The sequence below is a fragment of the Agromyces sp. Root81 genome, assembly GCF_001429165.1.
Lineage (GTDB): Bacteria > Actinomycetota > Actinomycetes > Actinomycetales > Microbacteriaceae > Agromyces.
In genome coordinates, this window is record NZ_LMIR01000002.1 from 1,354,771 (window position 1) to 1,371,659 (window position 16,889).

Genomic DNA, 16,889 nt, shown 5'->3' on the forward strand with positions numbered 1-16,889 from the left:
CGGCCGGTGGTCAGGCCGGCACGGCACTCGCCATGAACGGTTCGTAGTGGTACCCCTCGGCGCCGAGGATCGCGACCGTCGACTCCGGCACCTCGAGGAAGGCGCCGGGCAGGTCGTTGAGCGGCTCGGAGACCACCACGCGCGCGTTCTGGCCGAAGAGCTTCAGGCGCGGGACATCCGGGTACATCTCCTGCAGCGTCGGGATGTCGACGGAGTGGAAGAGCGTGCGCGACCGCCCCGCCGACGAATACCGGAAGGCCCAGATCGAGGCGCCGTCGGCGAGGGCGATGGTGCCCTGCATCGGGAAGTCGATGCCGTACTTGCGACCGGTCTCCTCGACGAACTGCACGGCCTTCGTCATGCCGGCGACCGGGTCGTCCTGGAGGCCGAAGGTGAGGGCGAGATGGAACAGCACCTCGGAGTCGGTCGTGCCCATGATGTGCGGATACAGCGCCGGGTCGACCGCGAAGGTGAGGTCGCGCTTCATCTCATGGAAGCCGTGGATCACCCCGTTGTGCATGAAGAGCCAGTTCTCGTACCGGTACGGATGGCAGTTGGTGCGCTGGATCGGCGGCCCGGCGGCGGCGCGGACGTGGCTGAAGAACAGCGGGCTCTCGACCGCGTCGGTGATCTCGCGCAGGTTCTCGTCGTTCCACGCCGGTTCGACGCTGTGGAAGATCGACGGCAGGCTCCCCGCCGTCGAACCGACGGGATACCAGCCGAACCCGAAGCCGTCGCCGTTCACCGTCTCGGCACCGAGCGGCGAATCGAGCGATTGCGCGACGAGCGAATGCTGCGCGTCGAGGATCACGAGCGATGGTTGGAGCGGTTCCCCCGCGTACGCAAGCCAACGGCACATACGGCTCAACTCCTTCGTCCGACATCGGAATGAGGACGCCGCCAGCCTAGTGGTGTCGCGAAGATTCCTCACCTGCCGAGTGGGAATCGCCCCGCGCGGATGCCGCGGGCCCCTGCCCGCCCGCGGCCTGCTACCGCGTGCGGTACCTGAGGAAGACGACGCCGCTCGCGAAGCGGCGCTCATCGACGAGCTCGAGATCGAGCCGCACTCCATCCGGAAGGAGCCGGGTGCCGCCTCCGACGATCACCGGGGTGACGAACAGCCCGATCTCGTCGACGAGCCCGGCCCTGATCGCCTCGGCGGCGAGCGTCGGACCCGCGATCGACAGGTCGCGAGACGCCTCGGACTTCATGCGGCGCACGGCATCGACGTCGAAGGTCCGCTCGAGTCGGGTGCGCGGCGTCGACACCTCGGCGAGCGTCGTCGAGTACACGATCTTGTCGGCCCCGCGCCAGATGGCCGCGTAGTCGCGCTCGATGGGCGAGGTCGACGGATCGTCGCCCAGCTCCTCCCAGACCCGCATCACCTCGTACATGCGCCGGCCGAACAGGTACGTGCCGATCTCGCGTTCCAGGTCGTTGATGAACGCGTGCACCTCGGCATCGGGCGCGCTCCAGTCGAACCCGCCCGAGGCATCGTTGACGTAACCGTCGAGTGAGGTGATCCCCGTGCAGCTCAGCTCCGCCATCAGCGCCTCCGTCGTCGTCAGCCCGCGGGAGCAGGCTCCGCCTCGGTCGCAGGTGCGGCGGCGGCATCCGGTTTCGGGCACTTCGCCAGTTCATGCATCCTGGTCGTCGCCTGCTCGTACGACCACGGCAGCTCGATGGCCGGCTGCTCGTGCTCGGGTGCCGCGGCCGACTTCGATGCGAGCGAGGCGAGGGCGAAGGCCGTCTCGCGAGCGAAGTCCCCGCCCGAGGTGGAGTTGTTGAGCGCGACGACGACCGTGAGCCCGCTCTTCGGGTCGGTGAAGGCCGCCGTCAGCACGCCGGTGGACTCGCCGGCGAGGCCGCGCATCGGGCCGTACTCGGCTCCGCCGAGCCCCCAGCCCTGCCAGGCCGGGGCGTCGCCGCCCGGCGGGATCGTGGTCCACTGCGTGCGGGTCGTGCCCTCGTCGAGCAGGGCGCCGGTCGCGAACGCCTCGCTGAGCCTGCGCGTGTCCTCGAGGCTCGACACGGCGCCGGCTGCTGCGCCGCCGATCGAACTCGACTGCGAGCTGTCGTCGCGGACCACGGCGCAGTCGGCCGTGCCGTCCGCCGCGAGCGCCGCGGAGTACGCACCCAGGCCGCCGTCGAGCCCGGTATCGGTCGGCGAGGGCAGGAAGGTGTGCTCGAGACCGAGCGGCCCGAAGACGTACTGCTCGGCGAGGTCGTTCCACGAGCGGCCGGTGCTGCGCTCGAGCGCCATCGACAGCAGCAGCAGCCCGGTGCGCGAGTACGCCCAGTGCTCACCGGGTTCGCCGGTGCGGGGCATCGCGAGGCCGCTCGAGAGGAGTTCGTTGGGCGGCCACACGCGCTCCGGGTTGGCGACGAAGTGCGGCCGGAGTCCCGGGTAGTAGTCGGCGATGCCCGAGGTGTGCGCGCAGAGCTGGCCGAGTGTGATGCCGTCGAGCCCCGGCACCCAGTCGACGATGGCGTCGACCTCGTCGTCGAGCCCCACCTGCCCCTCGTCGACGAGGCGCAGCAGCACGGTGCACGTCACCTCTGTGGTGAGCGTGCCCATCCGGAACTCGGAGTCCACGGTGACCCGTGCGGGCTCCTCGCCGAAATCGGCCACGCCCGTCGCGCCGGTCCACTCCCCCGACCACGGCGCCCAGGCCCCGGCGACGCCGCCGCTCGAACCGCTGAGCGCCACCGCCTCGTCGAGCACCGCCTGCAGCTGGCCGGAGAGCTCGTCGCCGAATGCCGTGTCGACGGGATCGAGCGCCGCCAGAGGGTCGACTGCTCCGCCGGTGCACCCCGACAGTCCGAGCGCTCCGACAAGTAGGACGGCGAGGAACCCCCGCCGCCGTGCGACCCTGTTCTGGCCAGCCACCTAGCTCCCCTCAGCCGTGTGTCCGGTGAAATTGTAACCCGCCGAGGAGGCAGTGCCCGTTTCCGGCGGGCCGGTGCCGTCGGATGCACGGCTGATCCACATCCGCCAGTGCGCGGAACCGGCGCGCGCTCAGCGCTTCGGAGCCGTGATCTCGCGATCGGCGCCCGACATGAAACGCTCGACGTTCCGGTCGACGATGATGTCGCTCGGGCGGAGCGGCCGGGCGAGGTAGAGCCCTTCGAGCGAGGTGAGCCTGCTCAGGGCGACGTAGGTCTGGCCTGGGCTGAAGACGCGCTGGCCGAGGTCGACGATGGCGGTGTCGTAGCTCGCGCCCTGCGACTTGTGGATCGTAACCGCCCATGCGAGTTTCAGCGGGAACTGGGTGAACTCCGCGACGATCTGCTTCTCGAGCTTCTTGCGATTCGGGTCCCACGTGTACTTGTACTTCTCCCACGTGACCTGCTCGACCTCGTGCTCCTCGCCGTCGACGTCGACCCGCACCGCCCGGTCGAGCGAGGTCACCGTGCCGATCGTGCCGTTCACCCATCGCTGGCCCTCAGGGCCGATCGCGGTGTCGTTGCGAAGGAACATCACCTGGGCGCCGATCTTCAGCTCGAGGTTCTCGTCGGCGGGGAACGCCCGGCCGCCGAAGTCGCCGTTCACCTCGGCCTCGTTGCCCTGCGACTGGCCCGGCAGTCGGTGCAACTGCGTGCGGTTGATGCGGTTGACGGTGTCGTTGCGGGTCGCGAGCGTGATCGCGCCCTGCTCGGGCAGCGGCCGTCGGGCACCGACGCTGTTGAGCACGCCCGCGATCTCGGCGGTCACCATGCCGTGCCGCACGGCGTTCAGCATGTGCTTGAACTCGTCGTCGTGCTGACGGTGGATCTCGCCGAGCTCGAAGATGCGCAGGTCTGTCTCGCGCCACACCTTGGCGTCGAAGAACCACATCGAGTCGTAGGTGTCGGCGAAGTAGGCGCGCTCGTCGGCGTCCCCCGGCACTGGCGCGAGCTGGTACGGGTCCCCGAAGAGCACGACCTGCGCGCCGCCGAACGGCTCGAGCGGGCGTTGCCTGGCCTGACGGAGCGCGCGGTCCATCGCGTCCATGAGGTCGGCGTTGACCATCGACACCTCGTCGATGACGAGGGTGTCCATCGCGTTCAGGATCTTGCGCACCGTGTCGTTCTGGTCGATGACGTGGTCGGCGATGACCCCGATCGGCAGCCGGAACAGCGAGTGGATGGTCTGGCCGCCGACGTTCAGCGCAGCCACGCCAGTGGGGGCGCAGATCACGATCTGCTTCTGCGTGTTCCAGTTCAGGTGGTTCAGCAGGGTCGACTTGCCGGTACCGGCGCGGCCGGTGACGAAGACGTGCTCACGGGTGCCTTCGATCGCCTGGAACACCGCCGCCTGTTCACGGCTGAGGGTCACGTTCTGCACTGTGGCGCTTTCGATTCGACGAGCGGATGCCGCGGGCGGGCGTCGCACGGCGCTCCCACTGTAACCGGCTCGCCGCCGCGCCCGAACGGCACTGGGGATATCCTCAGTCGCCCCGGCCGCGGGCATCGTACACTTGTGCGGGTGGGGAGCTCCGGGGTGCGCGGCAGTCGAGTTTCGCCGTTGTTCGTCGCTGGTTGGGCCGGACTCGCGGTGCTGCTCGCGGGCGCCTTCCTCGCCGCCCTCGGCGCGCTGAACCTGACGATCTACGGCTCGTCGAGCTTCATCGAGCGCTACCTCACCGCCATCGCGAACGACGACATCGCCGAGGCATCCACGACCCCGGGCGTCGCCCTCGACGAGGCCGAGCTCGCAGCGCTCGGCCTGCCCGCGAACGTCTCGACCGCCATGCTCCGCACCGGCGTCGTCGAGTCGGGCCCCGAAGACGTGCGCATCACGAACGACGTCGCGCACGACGACGGCACGCACACCGTCACCGCCACGTACCGCCTCGAAGACGCGATCATCGAGTCGTCCTTCGACGTGCGCCCCATCGAACCGCTGTACGGTGTGCTCAACCGCTGGGAGTTCGCGGTCAGCCCGCTCGCCGTCATCGACGTGACCGCCGCGCACAATCCGACATTCACGGTGGGCACGCTCACCCTCGACGCCCGTGCGACCAAGTCGGGCGAGGAGCTGACGGCGTTCACCCAGGTCACCCCGTACATCGCGATCGCACCCGCGGTCTACGAGTTCTCGTACACCTCGCCGCTGCTCGAGGCCGTGCCCGTCACGCTGCAGGCCGACGTCTCGGCGCGCGCAGGCGTCACCGTCGACGCCCAGCCGACCGCCGCGTTCGTCGAGCGCGTGCAGGTGAAGGTCGACGAGTTCCTCAACGAGTGCGCAGCGCAGCCCGTGCTGCAGCCGGCCGAGTGCCCGTTCGGCATCGAGATCGACGATCGCGTCGTCGGCGACCCGGTGTGGAGCATCGTGAGCATGCCGCTGGTCACGCTCACGCCGGGCGAGTCGTCGTTCGACATGCCGCCGACCGAGGGCGTCGCCCACATCTCCGTCGAGGTGCAGTCGCTCTTCGACGGGCACCGCTACACGCTCGAGGAGGACCGCACCTTCTCGCTCGCGCTCTCGGCAACGATCGCGCCCGACGGCAACATCGCCATCCAGCTGAGGTAGCGCTCGCTACTGCGGGCGGTCGTGCTCGGCGATCGCCGCGAGCTGCGCGTTGTACGCGTCGAGCTCGGCATCACCGGTGCGGTCGGCGTGCCGGTCGCGGCGCTTCGACTCCTTCTCGTCGCTGCGCGCCCACTGCACGGCGACGGTGATCGCGAGCGCCACCGTCGGGATCTCGCCGATCGACCACGCGATGCCGCCACCGAGCTGCTGGTCGATGAGCGCATCGGCGCCCCAGCCCATCGCTCCGTACCAGTCGGCGAGCAGCAGGCCCGTGCTCGACATGATCGCGAGGCCGAAGAACGCGTGGAACGCCATGGTGCCGAGCAACAGGAGCAGGCGGAACGGGTACGGCAGGCGATACGGCACGGGGTCGATGCCGATGAGCGACTGCACGAACAAGTACCCCGTGATGAGGAAGTGCACGATCATCCACTCGTGCCCGATGTGATCGAGCATCGTCCAGCGGAAGAGCGGCGAGTAGTAGAAGACCCAGAGCGAACCGACGAAGAGCACGGCGGCGACGATCGGGTTCGCGATGAACCCGGCGAACCTCGAGTGCACGCCGAGCAGGATCCACTCCCGGCCGCCGCGGCTGCCATCCTTGCGGGCACGGATGGCGCGGGCCGCGAGCGTCACCGGCGCGCCCGGAACGAGCAGCACCGGCACGGCCATCGTGAGCACCATGTGGGCGAGCATGTGCGCCGAGAAGAGGTACTGCTCGTAGACGTTCACGCCGCCGCTGGTGATGTAGACGAGCAGCAGCAGGCCGGAGACCCAGAGCACCGTGCGGTAGATCGGCCAGCGGTCTCCGCGCTTGCGAAGGCGCCGGACGCCGGCGATGTAGAAGAAGATGCCGAAGCCGCACACCAGCAGCCAGATGAGGTCGGGGTTCCACTCGGTGAAGAACCGGGTCCACTCGGGCCACGGCGGCAGGGGTTCCCCGGTGAGGATCTCAGCGGGCGTGCGGGCGAGCGAGCCCGCCTCCTCCTCGGAGACCGGCGTCGCCGTGCGCGCGAGCGCGGCCGCGGCACCCGAGGCGAGCCCCATGAACGCGAGCTCGGCGACGACGAGCCACCAGAACGATCCGTTGCGCGAACCGTCGCCCCGCGACATCCGCCCGATCAGGAACCGGCGCTGCGCCGCACCGAAGAGTCCGAGCGCGATGAGGGCGACCACCTTGACGACGACGAGCATGCCGTAGGGCGTGAACAGCTGGTCCCAGTCGCCGATGCGGAGCGCGGCACTCGCGTAGCCAGAGAGCGCCACGACGATGAAGCTGATGAGCGCCACGGTCGAGTACCGCGCGAGCACGACGGGCAGTCGCTTCTCGCCGAGCTCGCCCTTCAGCAGCACGATCGTGACGAGTCCGCCGAGCCACGCCGAGGCGAAGACGAGGTGCAGGCCGAGCCCGGTGACGGCGGCGGCGTGACCGGCGGCGCCGGCGGCGTGGCCCTGCTGGGCGAGCGGCACGAGCGAGGCGACCGCGAGCACGGTCACGAAGACGAGGGCGGTGTGGTTGCGCACGGCGAAGCACAGCACGGTGACGGCCGCGGCCACGAGCGTCGTCGTGAGCCAGGCCTGGCCGAGCGGGATCGTCGTCACGAACTGGCCGAGCTTCTGCCCGAACGAGTCGCTCAGGTCGAAGGGCACGCCCGTCACGAGCAGGAAGGTGAAGAGGCCGGTCGCGGCGCTCGCGACGGTCATGACGGCAGCGGATGCCGCGGCGACGTCGAGCGCCAGGTCGAACTCGCGTCGCTTCGGACTGAGCGCCCAGACCGCGAGCACGAGGGCGCCGATCATGCCGGCAGCGCCGAGGTTCACGAAGAGCTTCGCGACCGGCACGCCATAGCGGGCGACGGGCCCGGGATCCTGGATCAGCTGTTCAGCCGCTCCCCCGCCGTAGGCGAGGCCGGCGAACGTCGCGACGAGGGCGACGGCGATGAGTGCGGCAGGGCCGAGCACTCGCACGGAGCGGGGCACCGAACCAGCCTAGACGTCGCTGCCCGTGTACCCGCTCAGAGCGGACTCAGGATGCACGGGAACCAGCCGAGACGTCGCTGCCCGTGTACCCGCTCAGAGCGGACTCAGGATGCACGGGAACCAGCCGAGACGGCGCTGCCCGTGCGTCAGCCCAGAGCCGGTGCCGGGAACGACGAAGGGGCGCACGGCTCTCGCCGTACGCCCCTTCGGGAAGTCGCAGTTACTTCGCAGCAGCCTTGAGCTTCGAGCCGGCCGAGACCTTGACCGAGTAGCCGGCCGGGATCTGGATCTCGGCACCGGTCTGCGGGTTGCGGCCGGTGCGCGCAGCGCGGTGCGTGCGCTCGACGGCGAGCCAGCCCGGGATGGAGACCTTGGTGCCCGAGCCCACGGACTCGGCGAGCGCCTCGAAGAGGCCGCCGAGAACGGCGTCGACGGTGGCCTGGCTCTGTCCGGTCGACGCAGCGACCTTCGCGACGAGCTCGGTCTTGTTGAGCGACTTGTCAGCCATTGAATGTCCTCCTCGGACCTTCGCTGTTCGGTACAGCATTTGTGAGTTCTCGGGAACGATCGTTCAACCGCCCCCGTGGCCGATCGGGCCGCCTTGAATGTAGCAGAGTTCCCCGGAATCTCGCGGATTTCCGGCCGTTTCGAGCACCTTCGCCTCGGCGTGTCGCGCCATCCTCGATCGATTTCGGTCACGCCCGACGGTGCCGGGTACGCGAAAGGGGCGCCGGGGAAACCCCGGACGCCCCTCTCGGTGAAGCGTGAAGCTACTGCTGTTACCAGCTCGACTTGGTGATGCCGGGCAGCTCGCCACGGTGCGCCATGTCGCGGAAGCGAACACGCGAGACACCGAACTTGGTGAGCACGCCACGGGGGCGGCCGTCGATGGCGTCACGCGAACGCAGGCGGACCGGCGACGCGTTGCGGGGAAGCTTCTGCAGGCCCTTGCGAGCGGCCTCGCGGCTCTCGTCGGTGCCGTTGGGGTCGACGAGCGCCTTCTTCAGCTCGAGGCGCTTCGCGGCGTACCGCTCGACGATCACCTTGCGCTGCTCGTTGCGCGCGATCTTGCTCTTCTTCGCCATTCTTAGCGCTCCTCTCGGAAGTCGACGTGCTTGCGCACTACAGGGTCGTACTTCTTGAGCACGAGGCGGTCGGGGTTGTTGCGGCGGTTCTTGCGGGTCACGTAGGTGTACCCGGTGCCGGCGGTCGACCGAAGCTTGATGATCGGCCGGATGTCCTGTGCCTTCGCCATTAGAGCTTCACCCCACGTGCCTGCATGTCCTTGACCACTGCCTCAATACCACGAGCGTCGATCACCTTGATGCCCTTGGCGGACACGTTGATGGTGATGCTGCGACGCAGCGACGGCACGAAATAGGTCTTCTTCTGCACGTTCGGGTCGAAGCGGCGCTTCGTCCGGCGGTGCGAGTGCGAGATGTTGTGCCCGAAGCCGGGAACGGCTCCAGTCACCTGGCACACTGCTGCCATTGGTTTCCTCCAATACCGAGGGGCGGATGCCCCTCCCAAGGTCTCTTGTCTGCTGACCTTCCCCATGCGAAGATCCGCGATCTCTCGCGTAGTTTCGATGGACGCTGCCGATGGGGAGTGTCGCGGCATGGGCAGTGGAAGTGCCCAGCCAACGAGCCAGCTTACCAGACCGGGCGCGAGCGACCGAACCGAGCGGATGCCGCCGCCCGCCGCCGATGGGCAGTCCTCCCCATTCTCGCGGTCGCGTGGGCCGTCATAGGCTCGTGAACGATGTCCGATCGCCGCGTGGCGAGGGGGGAGGAGCAGACGTGCCCGACGTGTACCTGAACATGCAGGCGCTCGACGAGGTGCTCAGCGGCCTGTCGAGCGCGATCACCGAATTCGACGAGGCGAGCGAGGTCTCATCCGGCCTGCAGGACGCGGTCGGTCGCCCCGACGAGCGAGGGTCCCTGCGCTCCCGCGTCGACGACTTCGAGTCGGACTGGAACAACACGAGGAACGAGCTCTCGAGCAGCCTCGACGAGATCCGCACCCATCTGCAGGACGTCATCGACGGCTGGAGGGACTGGGACTCCGAGGCGGCTGCCGCCATGCAGTCGAACGGTCCCGACAACGATCCCGCCGCGCACGAGCCCGCCTAAGGAGCAGCAGCACATGAGCCTCGTCTCCCCCGAGCGCAACCTCTTGCGCCGCCTCGACGGTCACGCCGACGACATCCAGCAGCGCGGCCGCGACCTGGTCTCGGCCGCGACGATCATGAGCCGCACGGCATCGCAGCTGAAGAAGATCAGCGAGGGGACGCGCGACATCGCCATCGCGGTCTCGGTCGACAAGATCCGCGAGAAGGCCGCCGACACCTACCCCGACCTCGAGAAGGCCGCGATCCGCTACGACGAGACCGGTGCCGTGCTGAAGACCTACGGGGTCGCACTCGGGGCGGCGCAGCGCACGATACATCCGCTGATCGAGGAGATCGAGACCGCACACCAGGACCTCGCCGAGGCCCGGGAGGCGGAGTCCGATGCACGTCGCACGGTGCGCGACCACGGCACGCAGATGCCATGGGAGGCCGACGTCTCCGACGCGCAGAAGCTCGAGGCGCGAAGCGAGCTCGACGCCGCCGAAGGCGCGGCCGGACGGGCCGAGTCGTCACTCGACGGCCTCTGGGGTCGCTTCGACCGCGCGTTCTCCACGTGGTCCGACGCCTACGACGATGCCGTCGACGGCATCGAGGACGCATTCGACGCTGCCGACAACAGCGACGCATGGGGTGAGGACCTCCTTCCGATCCTGGGCTGGATCGCCGTCGGACTCGCGGTGGTCGCGCTCTTCGTGACCGGCCCGATCGCTCTCGCGATCGCCGCGATCGGCGCCGTCGTGGCCGCGGTCATGCTCACGATCAACCTGCTCAAGTTCGCGAAGGGCCGGGGCAACTGGCTCGATCTCACGATGTCGATCATCGGGCTCATCCCGTTCGCGAGGCCGTTGATCCAGGGGGCTCGCGGCGGTCTCGCCGGGCTCCGAGGCACCTCCGCCCTGTTCTCGACCGGGCGCGGCATCCTGCGCACCTCGCTCCGCACGGGCATGCCGCGATGGGCGTACACACCGCTGTCGGGCGGCCCCCTCCGCATGCTGGCGACCGGCACCGGCAACGTGTTCAAGTCCATCGGCAACGGTGCCATGAACGTCGCCGCGAACCTGAAGTACGGTGGCCTGATGACCGAGTTCCGCCTGAAGGACCTGTTCCTCGCCCGGCCGAGGATGAACCTGCTGCGCGGGGGGCACAACAGCGTGTCGAGCTTCGCGGAGTTCATCCTCGGCGGTGGCGGCCGAGGCACCGCAGCGGCTCAGGCGTGGGCAGCGTCCGACAACGTCGCCGCTGAGGCGCCGTCAGCGTTCTCGGCGATCGCGAACAAGTTCGAGTCCGGCATGACGTGGGCAGCGAACCTCGACTTCATGGGCTCGGCCAAGCTCCCGGACTACGCCGACCTCCGCGGGGTCTTCGCCCAGTGAAACCACGCTCAGGCTGGGTCACCGACTACGACGTCGGGGACAAGGCCGACCAACGCCGCGAGGGCCGGGTGACGCGCGCATGGCTGCCCGTCAGCCTCGGGCTGATCGCATCGGGCGTGTTCATCGCGATCACCATCGTCAACATGCTCGCGTCTGGGATTCCCAACGAGGTCACCGGCACCTCGGCGTGGGACTCGGACCAACCGTTCCCCATGATCCCGCTGCCGTCATGGATCACGATCCTCGTCGGGTGCCTGCCGCTCCTCACGACGGTGCTGATCTGGCGCAACGTCGATGAACGGCACGGCCCCCTCCTCTCGAACACGCTCACCCACTTCTGCACCGTGTTCCTCCTGCTGCCGCTCGTGTTCGCCGGCACCTACCCCGAGCCGAGCCCGTTCGCGAACGGCGACCGCACATGGGGCTGGCACTGGATCGGCTCGGTCATCGTGCTCGTCGCGATCCTCGCCATGATCATCCGAAGAGTCACCCTCCGCCGCACGGACGTGCCGCAACGCGAACCCGATCCGTTCACCGTCGAGCGCGTCGACCTCATTCGCAAGGCGAAGACCAACCGCAAGATCCGCGAGACCCTCGACGAACGCCTCCTCGAGGTCCATGCCCGCGAGGCCGCGAGCAAGGCCCGAACGACCAACGCCACAGAGACCGATGCCTGACACGACGGCTCCCGCCCAGCGCGGCATCGCCTTCTCGATGCTCTTCCCGCCCGGCTGGCGCGAATTCCGAGCGGATGCCTCGGGCGAGGCCGAACTCACCGAACTCGCCACGGCGGGTGCCCGCCAGGCCGGGCGTGCCGACGTCGTGCTCGTCATCCGCCAGCACGTGCATCGTATGTTCGACGGACTGCGCCGACGCCGCGCGATCGGTGTGCACCTGCCCGTCGAGACGCTCGCCGGGGGCGCGCTTCCCGTTTCGCTCACCGTCGTGCCGGTGCGGGTCGCGACCGGTTCGACGCTCGCGCGCACCGTGCACACGATCGCCGGCGTCGCCGGCGTCGAGGAACTCCCGGTCGATGGGGCGACGTGGTACCGGTGGGAGGAGCACGCCGACGAGCTCGACGGCGACCGTTCCGGCGCGTCCACGTCACTGCACTACGTGGTCCCCCGCCCCGGTGGCGACGGCGAGGCCGGGCTGCAGCTGATCTACGCGCTCGTCGCTCTCGCCGAGGACCGTGGCGGCGAAGAGGCCCGGGCGCTCGAACGCCTCGGGCACGGCATCATCGGCACGTTCCAATGGGGGCCTCCGCAGTGATCGACTACGTGATCGACCTCGACGACGACCTCTGGATCGGCGTTCCGCCCGGCTTCCCGTACCTCGCATGGGAGGACGCAGCCGGCTGGGCCGCCGAGATCTCGGTGGCTGCCGTTCCCGACGACCTCGAACGTCGGGGGCGCTTCGAGGAGGCGGCGATGGGGGTCGCGAGCGTGCACCCGCCCGGCGTCGATCACGTGCTCTGGTACGCCCCCGCCGACGGCAGCACCATGGGAGTCGCCTTCCTCACCGTCGTCGATGCCGCGGGCGAGACCGTCGACCTCGCCGCGGTCGCGGAGTCGGGCATCGATTCGGCGACGCCGGTGCAGACGGCTTCGCACCCCTCGGCGCGTTTCGGCACAGTGGTGCAGTCGGCCGCGACCATCAGGCTCGCCGATGTCGGGGATGAGGGGGGTGCGGCGGCCGGCGTCGCCGGAAGCATCCGTACCGTCGCGGCTGCCGATGAGACCGTCTTCATGCTCAACTCGGTCGATGAGGACCTCGCGACCCTCGCGCTCATGCAACCGGCGATGCTCGAGCTGTTCGAACGCATCGAGCTGCTGCCGACCAGGGCGGACGTCGAGCGGGCCGTCACAGCGCTCGGTTCACCCGTCGACTGATCGACCGACTGCCTCCTCGTCGATCACGCGTCGCGAGAGCAGCGCCGCGACGAGGAAGCAGAGCGCGCCGAGCAGCGTGCCGAGGTTCGCCCAGAACATGCTCACGAGCGTGCCGGTCTCGGGGTCGACGTACGCGCCGACCGCCGAGACGGCGAACGCGATCGAACCGAGCATGTTGAGCCACGTGCCGTGCCACGTGCGGGCGTCGCGGTCCCAGAGCTCTCCGCGATCCTTCGTGGCGACGATGGCGAAGGCGCTCGCGGCGAGGAAGGCGACCGAGCCGAACGCGTCGGGGCGCCAGCCCGCGCCGAGCTTCGTCGGGTCGGCGACGGCGGCAGCCAGCGCGACCGCGGTGCTCACGTTGAAGCAGAGCGTGCCCACGAACTGCACTGACGCCGCCCACCAGTCCCAGAAATCGGCGTGGCTGGTGCCCCGTCTCGGAACACGGCGACCGCTGAGGCTCAACTGGACGAACGCGGCGAGCGTGAAGAAGATGGAGCCGACGAAGAACGTGATGCCGACGCCGACGGCACCCGCCCATCCCGCGTAGAACGGGATGGCGCCGACGAGGAAGCAGAGCGAGCCCACCGCGAAGCCCCAGGCCTCCCGGCGGAGCCGCCGGCGCCGGGGTACCCGGGCGCCGATGCGATGCTCGGGAGCGGCCATGCTGCAACTCTAGCCATCCGTCGGGCCCGGCTGGGGCGGGCGCGGCGTGCGCCGGTCCGGGGGGCTCGCACCGTCCCGGTCTCACACGATCTGCACTATTGACGGCCCCCGTCGACGGGGCCACACTCGGAGCTTGGGCCGTCTTCTGGGGGTCGACACCCACCCTGCCGTCTCAGACGCGCCCATGTTCATGCACGACGAAGCAGAACGCGGGGGGACAACCATGACCGATCTCAAGCCACGATCCCATTCAGGCAGCGGCAGCAACGACCCGATCACTCCGGATCGTTCGCGGCACGCGTTCGCCGGCATCGGGGATCGCAACCAGCTGAACCCGATCTTCGCGCGAGAGGGCGAGGCGACGGACTTCCCGCTGGACCGGATTCCCGACGGCGAGTCCCTGCCCGAGACCGCGTACCAGATCGTCCACGACGAGGCCATGCTCGACGGGAACGCCCGCCTGAACCTCGCGACGTTCGTCGGCACGTGGATGGATCCGTTCGCGACGAAGCTGTACGCCGAGTCCGCCGACAAGAACATGGTCGACAAGGACGAGTACCCCCAGACCGCCGCGATCGAGACGCGCTGCTGGAAGATGATCGCCAGCCTCTGGAATGCACCGAGCGCGGAAGGCGCCATCGGAACCTCCACCATCGGCTCGTCCGAGGCGTGCATGCTCGGCGGCCTCGCGCTGAAGCGACGCTGGCAGCTCGCGCGACGCGCCGAGGGCAAGTCGACCGAGAAGCCGAACCTCATCCTCTCGAGCGCGGTGCAGGTGTGCTGGGAGAAGTTCTGCAACTACTTCGACGTCGAAGCGCGGTACGTCCCGATCAGCGATGAGCACAAGGTGCTCGACGGGCACGACCTCGAGAAGTACGTCGACGAGAACACGATCGGCGTCGTCGCGATCATGGGCGTGACCTACACCGGCATGTACGAGCCGGTCGCGAAGATCGCGGCTGCCCTCGACCGGATCCAGCAGGAGACCGGCCTCGACGTGAAGATCCACGTCGACGGCGCATCCGGCGGCATGATCGCCCCCTTCCTGCAGCCCGACCTCGAGTGGGACTTCCGCGTCGATCGCGTCGTGTCGATCAGCACCTCGGCCCACAAGTACGGGCTCGTCTACCCGGGGCTCGGCTGGGTGGTCTGGCGCACGATCGACGACCTGCCGGCGGAACTCGTCTTCGACGTCACCTACCTCGGCGGCCACATGCCGAGCTTCGCCCTGAACTTCTCGCGGCCGGGCGCGCAGGTGCTGCTGCAGTACTACCTCTTCCTCCGCCTCGGATGGGACGGCTTCCGCAAGGTGCAGCAGGCATCGCAGGACGTCGCGGTGTACCTCTCGGGCGAGATCGCGAAGATGGACGCGTTCGAACTCTGGAACGACGGCACCGACATCCCGGTCTTCGCGTGGCAGCTCAAGAAGGGCCACACCGAGAACTGGAACCTGTACCACCTCTCGGAGCGCCTGCGCCTGAAGGGCTGGCTCATCCCCGCGTACCCGATGCCCGATGACATCTCCGACCTCATCGTGCAGCGCATCGTGGTGCGGAACGGCTTGAGCCGGAACCTCGCCGAGTCGCTGCTCCTCGACATCCAGGAGGCCACCGAGTTCCTCGACGCCCTCGAGTCGCCCATGCCGATCGAGGGCCAGGTGTCCTCCTTCACGCACTGAGAGGTGAGCCATGACGGACATCAGGGAGCCGTCGAACACGGCGGCGGCGTCGGCGCCCAGACGCGCTGACGCGCTGACGGCACCGTCGCGCCGTCTCCAGAGCATGTGAAGGCGCATCCGTTCGACACGGTCCCGCACAAACCGGCGATCGGCGCACCAGGCGTGACCTCGCAGAAGTTCATGTCGCTCATGCAGCTCGCGATCCTCACCGTCGTCGCGGTCGCCTCCCTGCGGAGTCTGCCGGCCATGGCCGGTTACGGCCTCGGGTCGATCACGCTGTTCATCATCCCCGCGATCTTCTTCCTCGTCCCGACGGCGCTCGTCGCCGCCGAACTCGCGACCGGATGGAAGGGCGGCGTGTTCACGTTCATCCTGCTCGTCGACATGGCGGCGGCGCTCTACCTCATCATGTACATGATGATGTTCGCCGCGGCCATGCGGCTGCGGACGAAGCAGCCGCACGTCGTGCGCAGCTACCGGGCCGCTCATCTTCTACGCGGTGCGGAAGCCGTCATGGGACCAGCGCACCGCCGACCCCAGAGGCCGCGGGCGGTGGGGCACCGCCGCCTGCGGGCTAGCTCCACGGTCACCGACGACGAAGGCGGGTGAAAGAAGGGCGGATGCTGCGGCATCCGCCCCACGTTTCACCCGCCTGTTCGCGTTGCGCCGTGAGCTACTTCGTCAGGGTGTCGACGTAGTCGCGGTTGTCGGCGATCCACTGCTCGACGATGGGCGCGTAGTCGTCGGAACCGTCCGCGTTGAACATCGCGTTCTCGAGCGAGAAGAGCAGCTCGGAGTCCATCGTGAAGTCCTGCAGCCACCCCGCGAAGGTGGGGTGGGTCTGCTCGAAGCTCGTGCCGCCGAAGGAGTGGATGCCCTCGGCGTCGCCGAGCGCGCCCTCGGGGTCCTCGAGGTCCTTGAGGGGGAACGCGTCGTAGGCCCAGTGCGGGCGCCAGAGCGTCACGGCCACGTTCTCGCCCTGGTCCGTGGCGGCCGTCAGTTCGGCGAGCATGGCCGGCGTCGAGCTCGTCAGGTAGTCCATCTTCTCGAGCCCGTACGTCGGGATGACCTCGTCGGTCGTGACCCGGTTCAGGCCCGAGCCCGGCTCGATGCCGACGAGGCGGTTGTCGAACAACTCGGCGTTCGCTGCGAGGTCGGCCAGCGAGTCGACCGGGGCGTCCTCGTTCACGGCGATCGTGAGCTTGGCGTCCTCGTTCCAGGCGCCGAGGTCGACGAGGTCGTCGCCGTACTGCTCGATGTAGTCGGCGTGCGTGATCGGCAGCCACGTGTCGAGGGTGACGTCGTAGTCGTCGGTCGTGAGCCCGGAGTAGACCGGGGCGGGGTCGGCGTACTCGAGGGTGACGTCGTAGCCCTGCTCGGTGAGCACGGCCTTCCAGAGCTCGCTCGCGGCGATCCCCTCGTCCCAGCCGTTGAACACGGCGATCGTGACGTTCTTCTGGTCGCCGTTCTCGAGCGTCTCGGCCTCAGCGCCGGCGGCGCAGCCGCCGAGTGCCAGGGCGGAGACCGCTCCGAGTGCGAGTGCTCCGGTGAGCGTGCGCTTCTTCATGTGTTCCTTTCCTCCCGCGTGCTGTGTCACGGGTGTTGGGGATGGCCGCTTCAGCGACCTTCGGGCGAGCGGATGTCGCGCGCCCAT

19 protein-coding genes are annotated in these 16,889 nt (G+C 68.9%); 8 read left to right on the plus strand and 11 right to left on the minus strand.

Features of this window, described 5'->3' with window-relative positions:
* Positions 1 to 10: 10 nt before the first annotated feature.
* From ASE14_RS11455 to ASE14_RS11470, 4 genes are all read right to left on the minus strand, one after another.
* Positions 11 to 859: a class II glutamine amidotransferase gene (locus ASE14_RS11455; RefSeq protein WP_056654693.1), complete on the minus strand. Its 849-nt coding sequence runs from the start codon at positions 857 to 859 to the stop codon at positions 11 to 13.
* A 130-nt stretch (positions 860 to 989) separates the two neighbouring features.
* Entirely contained in the window at positions 990 to 1,547 is a 558-nt protein-coding gene (locus tag ASE14_RS11460) for a dihydrofolate reductase family protein (protein ID WP_056654694.1), read from the minus strand.
* Between the two features lie 17 nt (positions 1,548 to 1,564).
* Complete coding sequence (locus ASE14_RS11465; protein WP_056654695.1) at positions 1,565 to 2,890, minus strand: serine hydrolase; 1,326 nt, start codon at positions 2,888 to 2,890, stop codon at positions 1,565 to 1,567.
* 129 nt (positions 2,891 to 3,019) lie between these two features.
* Entirely contained in the window at positions 3,020 to 4,327 is a 1,308-nt protein-coding gene (locus ASE14_RS11470; protein ID WP_056654696.1) for an ATP-dependent RecD-like DNA helicase, read from the minus strand.
* Positions 4,328 to 4,507: 180 nt separating this feature from the next.
* On the opposite strand from ASE14_RS11470, the gene ASE14_RS11475 reads away from it, so the two are divergent.
* The gene (locus tag ASE14_RS11475) at positions 4,508 to 5,515 is read left to right on the plus strand and encodes a hypothetical protein (RefSeq protein ID WP_056654697.1); all 1,008 of its coding nucleotides are present in this window, start codon (positions 4,508 to 4,510) and stop codon (positions 5,513 to 5,515) included.
* A 6-nt stretch (positions 5,516 to 5,521) separates the two neighbouring features.
* Here ASE14_RS11475 and ASE14_RS11480 read toward each other — a convergent pair whose 3' ends face one another.
* The 5 genes from ASE14_RS11480 to rpmB all read right to left on the minus strand — a co-directional run bounded on the left by ASE14_RS11480 (position 5,522) and on the right by rpmB (position 8,986).
* Positions 5,522 to 7,495, minus strand: coding sequence for a cytochrome c oxidase assembly protein (locus tag ASE14_RS11480; protein WP_200953312.1), 1,974 nt, complete (start codon positions 7,493 to 7,495; stop codon positions 5,522 to 5,524).
* 220 nt (positions 7,496 to 7,715) lie between these two features.
* Positions 7,716 to 8,003 (minus strand): HU family DNA-binding protein, encoded by a 288-nt coding sequence (locus ASE14_RS11485; protein ID WP_056007305.1) that lies wholly within the window; start codon positions 8,001 to 8,003, stop codon positions 7,716 to 7,718.
* Positions 8,004 to 8,274: 271 nt separating this feature from the next.
* Positions 8,275 to 8,580: a 30S ribosomal protein S14 gene (rpsN, locus tag ASE14_RS11490; RefSeq protein ID WP_056654699.1), complete on the minus strand. Its 306-nt coding sequence runs from the start codon at positions 8,578 to 8,580 to the stop codon at positions 8,275 to 8,277.
* Between the two features lie 2 nt (positions 8,581 to 8,582).
* Positions 8,583 to 8,750 (minus strand): 50S ribosomal protein L33, encoded by a 168-nt coding sequence (rpmG, locus tag ASE14_RS11495; protein ID WP_022892462.1) that lies wholly within the window; start codon positions 8,748 to 8,750, stop codon positions 8,583 to 8,585.
* Positions 8,750 to 8,986, minus strand: coding sequence for a 50S ribosomal protein L28 (gene rpmB / locus ASE14_RS11500; RefSeq protein ID WP_056654700.1), 237 nt, complete (start codon positions 8,984 to 8,986; stop codon positions 8,750 to 8,752). The genes rpmG and rpmB overlap by 1 nt, the downstream gene beginning before the upstream one ends.
* Before the next feature lie 308 nt (positions 8,987 to 9,294).
* On the opposite strand from rpmB, the gene ASE14_RS11505 reads away from it, so the two are divergent.
* The 5 genes from ASE14_RS11505 to ASE14_RS11525 are packed head-to-tail and all read left to right on the plus strand — an operon-like array spanning position 9,295 to position 12,891.
* Positions 9,295 to 9,627 (plus strand): hypothetical protein, encoded by a 333-nt coding sequence (locus ASE14_RS11505; RefSeq protein ID WP_056654701.1) that lies wholly within the window; start codon positions 9,295 to 9,297, stop codon positions 9,625 to 9,627.
* A 13-nt stretch (positions 9,628 to 9,640) separates the two neighbouring features.
* On the plus strand, positions 9,641 to 10,999 hold the full coding sequence (locus tag ASE14_RS11510; RefSeq protein ID WP_056654702.1) for a hypothetical protein: 1,359 nt from the start codon (positions 9,641 to 9,643) through the stop codon (positions 10,997 to 10,999).
* Positions 10,996 to 11,676: a hypothetical protein gene (locus ASE14_RS11515; protein ID WP_056654703.1), complete on the plus strand. Its 681-nt coding sequence runs from the start codon at positions 10,996 to 10,998 to the stop codon at positions 11,674 to 11,676. The genes ASE14_RS11510 and ASE14_RS11515 overlap by 4 nt, the downstream gene beginning before the upstream one ends.
* On the plus strand, positions 11,669 to 12,271 hold the full coding sequence (locus ASE14_RS11520) for a hypothetical protein (RefSeq protein ID WP_056654704.1): 603 nt from the start codon (positions 11,669 to 11,671) through the stop codon (positions 12,269 to 12,271). Before ASE14_RS11515 ends, ASE14_RS11520 begins: the two co-directional genes overlap by 8 nt.
* On the plus strand, positions 12,253 to 12,891 hold the full coding sequence (locus tag ASE14_RS11525) for a hypothetical protein (RefSeq protein WP_056654705.1): 639 nt from the start codon (positions 12,253 to 12,255) through the stop codon (positions 12,889 to 12,891). Before ASE14_RS11520 ends, ASE14_RS11525 begins: the two co-directional genes overlap by 19 nt.
* Here the strand turns inward: ASE14_RS11525 and ASE14_RS11530 are convergent.
* Complete coding sequence (locus ASE14_RS11530; RefSeq protein WP_056654706.1) at positions 12,877 to 13,557, minus strand: YrhK family protein; 681 nt, start codon at positions 13,555 to 13,557, stop codon at positions 12,877 to 12,879. The two genes, ASE14_RS11525 and ASE14_RS11530, sit on opposite strands and share 15 nt — an antisense overlap.
* Positions 13,558 to 13,780: 223 nt before the next feature.
* Between ASE14_RS11530 and ASE14_RS11535 the strand changes: the two genes are divergently transcribed.
* Entirely contained in the window at positions 13,781 to 15,235 is a 1,455-nt protein-coding gene (locus tag ASE14_RS11535; protein WP_082600587.1) for a glutamate decarboxylase, read from the plus strand.
* A 162-nt stretch (positions 15,236 to 15,397) separates the two neighbouring features.
* On the plus strand, positions 15,398 to 15,844 hold the full coding sequence (locus ASE14_RS21230; RefSeq protein WP_235511263.1) for a hypothetical protein: 447 nt from the start codon (positions 15,398 to 15,400) through the stop codon (positions 15,842 to 15,844).
* Between the two features lie 64 nt (positions 15,845 to 15,908).
* On the opposite strand, the gene ASE14_RS11545 is transcribed toward ASE14_RS21230, so the two are convergent.
* Complete coding sequence (locus tag ASE14_RS11545; protein ID WP_082600589.1) at positions 15,909 to 16,802, minus strand: glycine betaine ABC transporter substrate-binding protein; 894 nt, start codon at positions 16,800 to 16,802, stop codon at positions 15,909 to 15,911.
* Positions 16,803 to 16,889 lie beyond the last annotated feature (87 nt).

Coding starts and splice junctions, on each gene's coding strand:
- ASE14_RS11455 (WP_056654693.1), bottom strand. CDS start 859: ATGTGCCGTTGGCTTGCGTACGCGGGGGAACCGCTCCAACCATCGCTC.
- ASE14_RS11530 (WP_056654706.1), bottom strand. CDS start 13,557: ATGGCCGCTCCCGAGCATCGCATCGGCGCCCGGGTACCCCGGCGCCGG.
- ASE14_RS11525 (WP_056654705.1), top strand. CDS start 12,253: ATGGGGGCCTCCGCAGTGATCGACTACGTGATCGACCTCGACGACGAC.
- ASE14_RS11485 (WP_056007305.1), bottom strand. CDS start 8,003: ATGGCTGACAAGTCGCTCAACAAGACCGAGCTCGTCGCGAAGGTCGCT.
- ASE14_RS11460 (WP_056654694.1), bottom strand. CDS start 1,547: ATGGCGGAGCTGAGCTGCACGGGGATCACCTCACTCGACGGTTACGTC.
- rpmB (WP_056654700.1), bottom strand. CDS start 8,986: ATGGCAGCAGTGTGCCAGGTGACTGGAGCCGTTCCCGGCTTCGGGCAC.
- ASE14_RS11510 (WP_056654702.1), top strand. CDS start 9,641: ATGAGCCTCGTCTCCCCCGAGCGCAACCTCTTGCGCCGCCTCGACGGT.
- rpsN (WP_056654699.1), bottom strand. CDS start 8,580: ATGGCGAAGAAGAGCAAGATCGCGCGCAACGAGCAGCGCAAGGTGATC.
- ASE14_RS11520 (WP_056654704.1), top strand. CDS start 11,669: ATGCCTGACACGACGGCTCCCGCCCAGCGCGGCATCGCCTTCTCGATG.
- rpmG (WP_022892462.1), bottom strand. CDS start 8,750: ATGGCGAAGGCACAGGACATCCGGCCGATCATCAAGCTTCGGTCGACC.
- ASE14_RS11535 (WP_082600587.1), top strand. CDS start 13,781: ATGACCGATCTCAAGCCACGATCCCATTCAGGCAGCGGCAGCAACGAC.
- ASE14_RS11545 (WP_082600589.1), bottom strand. CDS start 16,802: ATGAAGAAGCGCACGCTCACCGGAGCACTCGCACTCGGAGCGGTCTCC.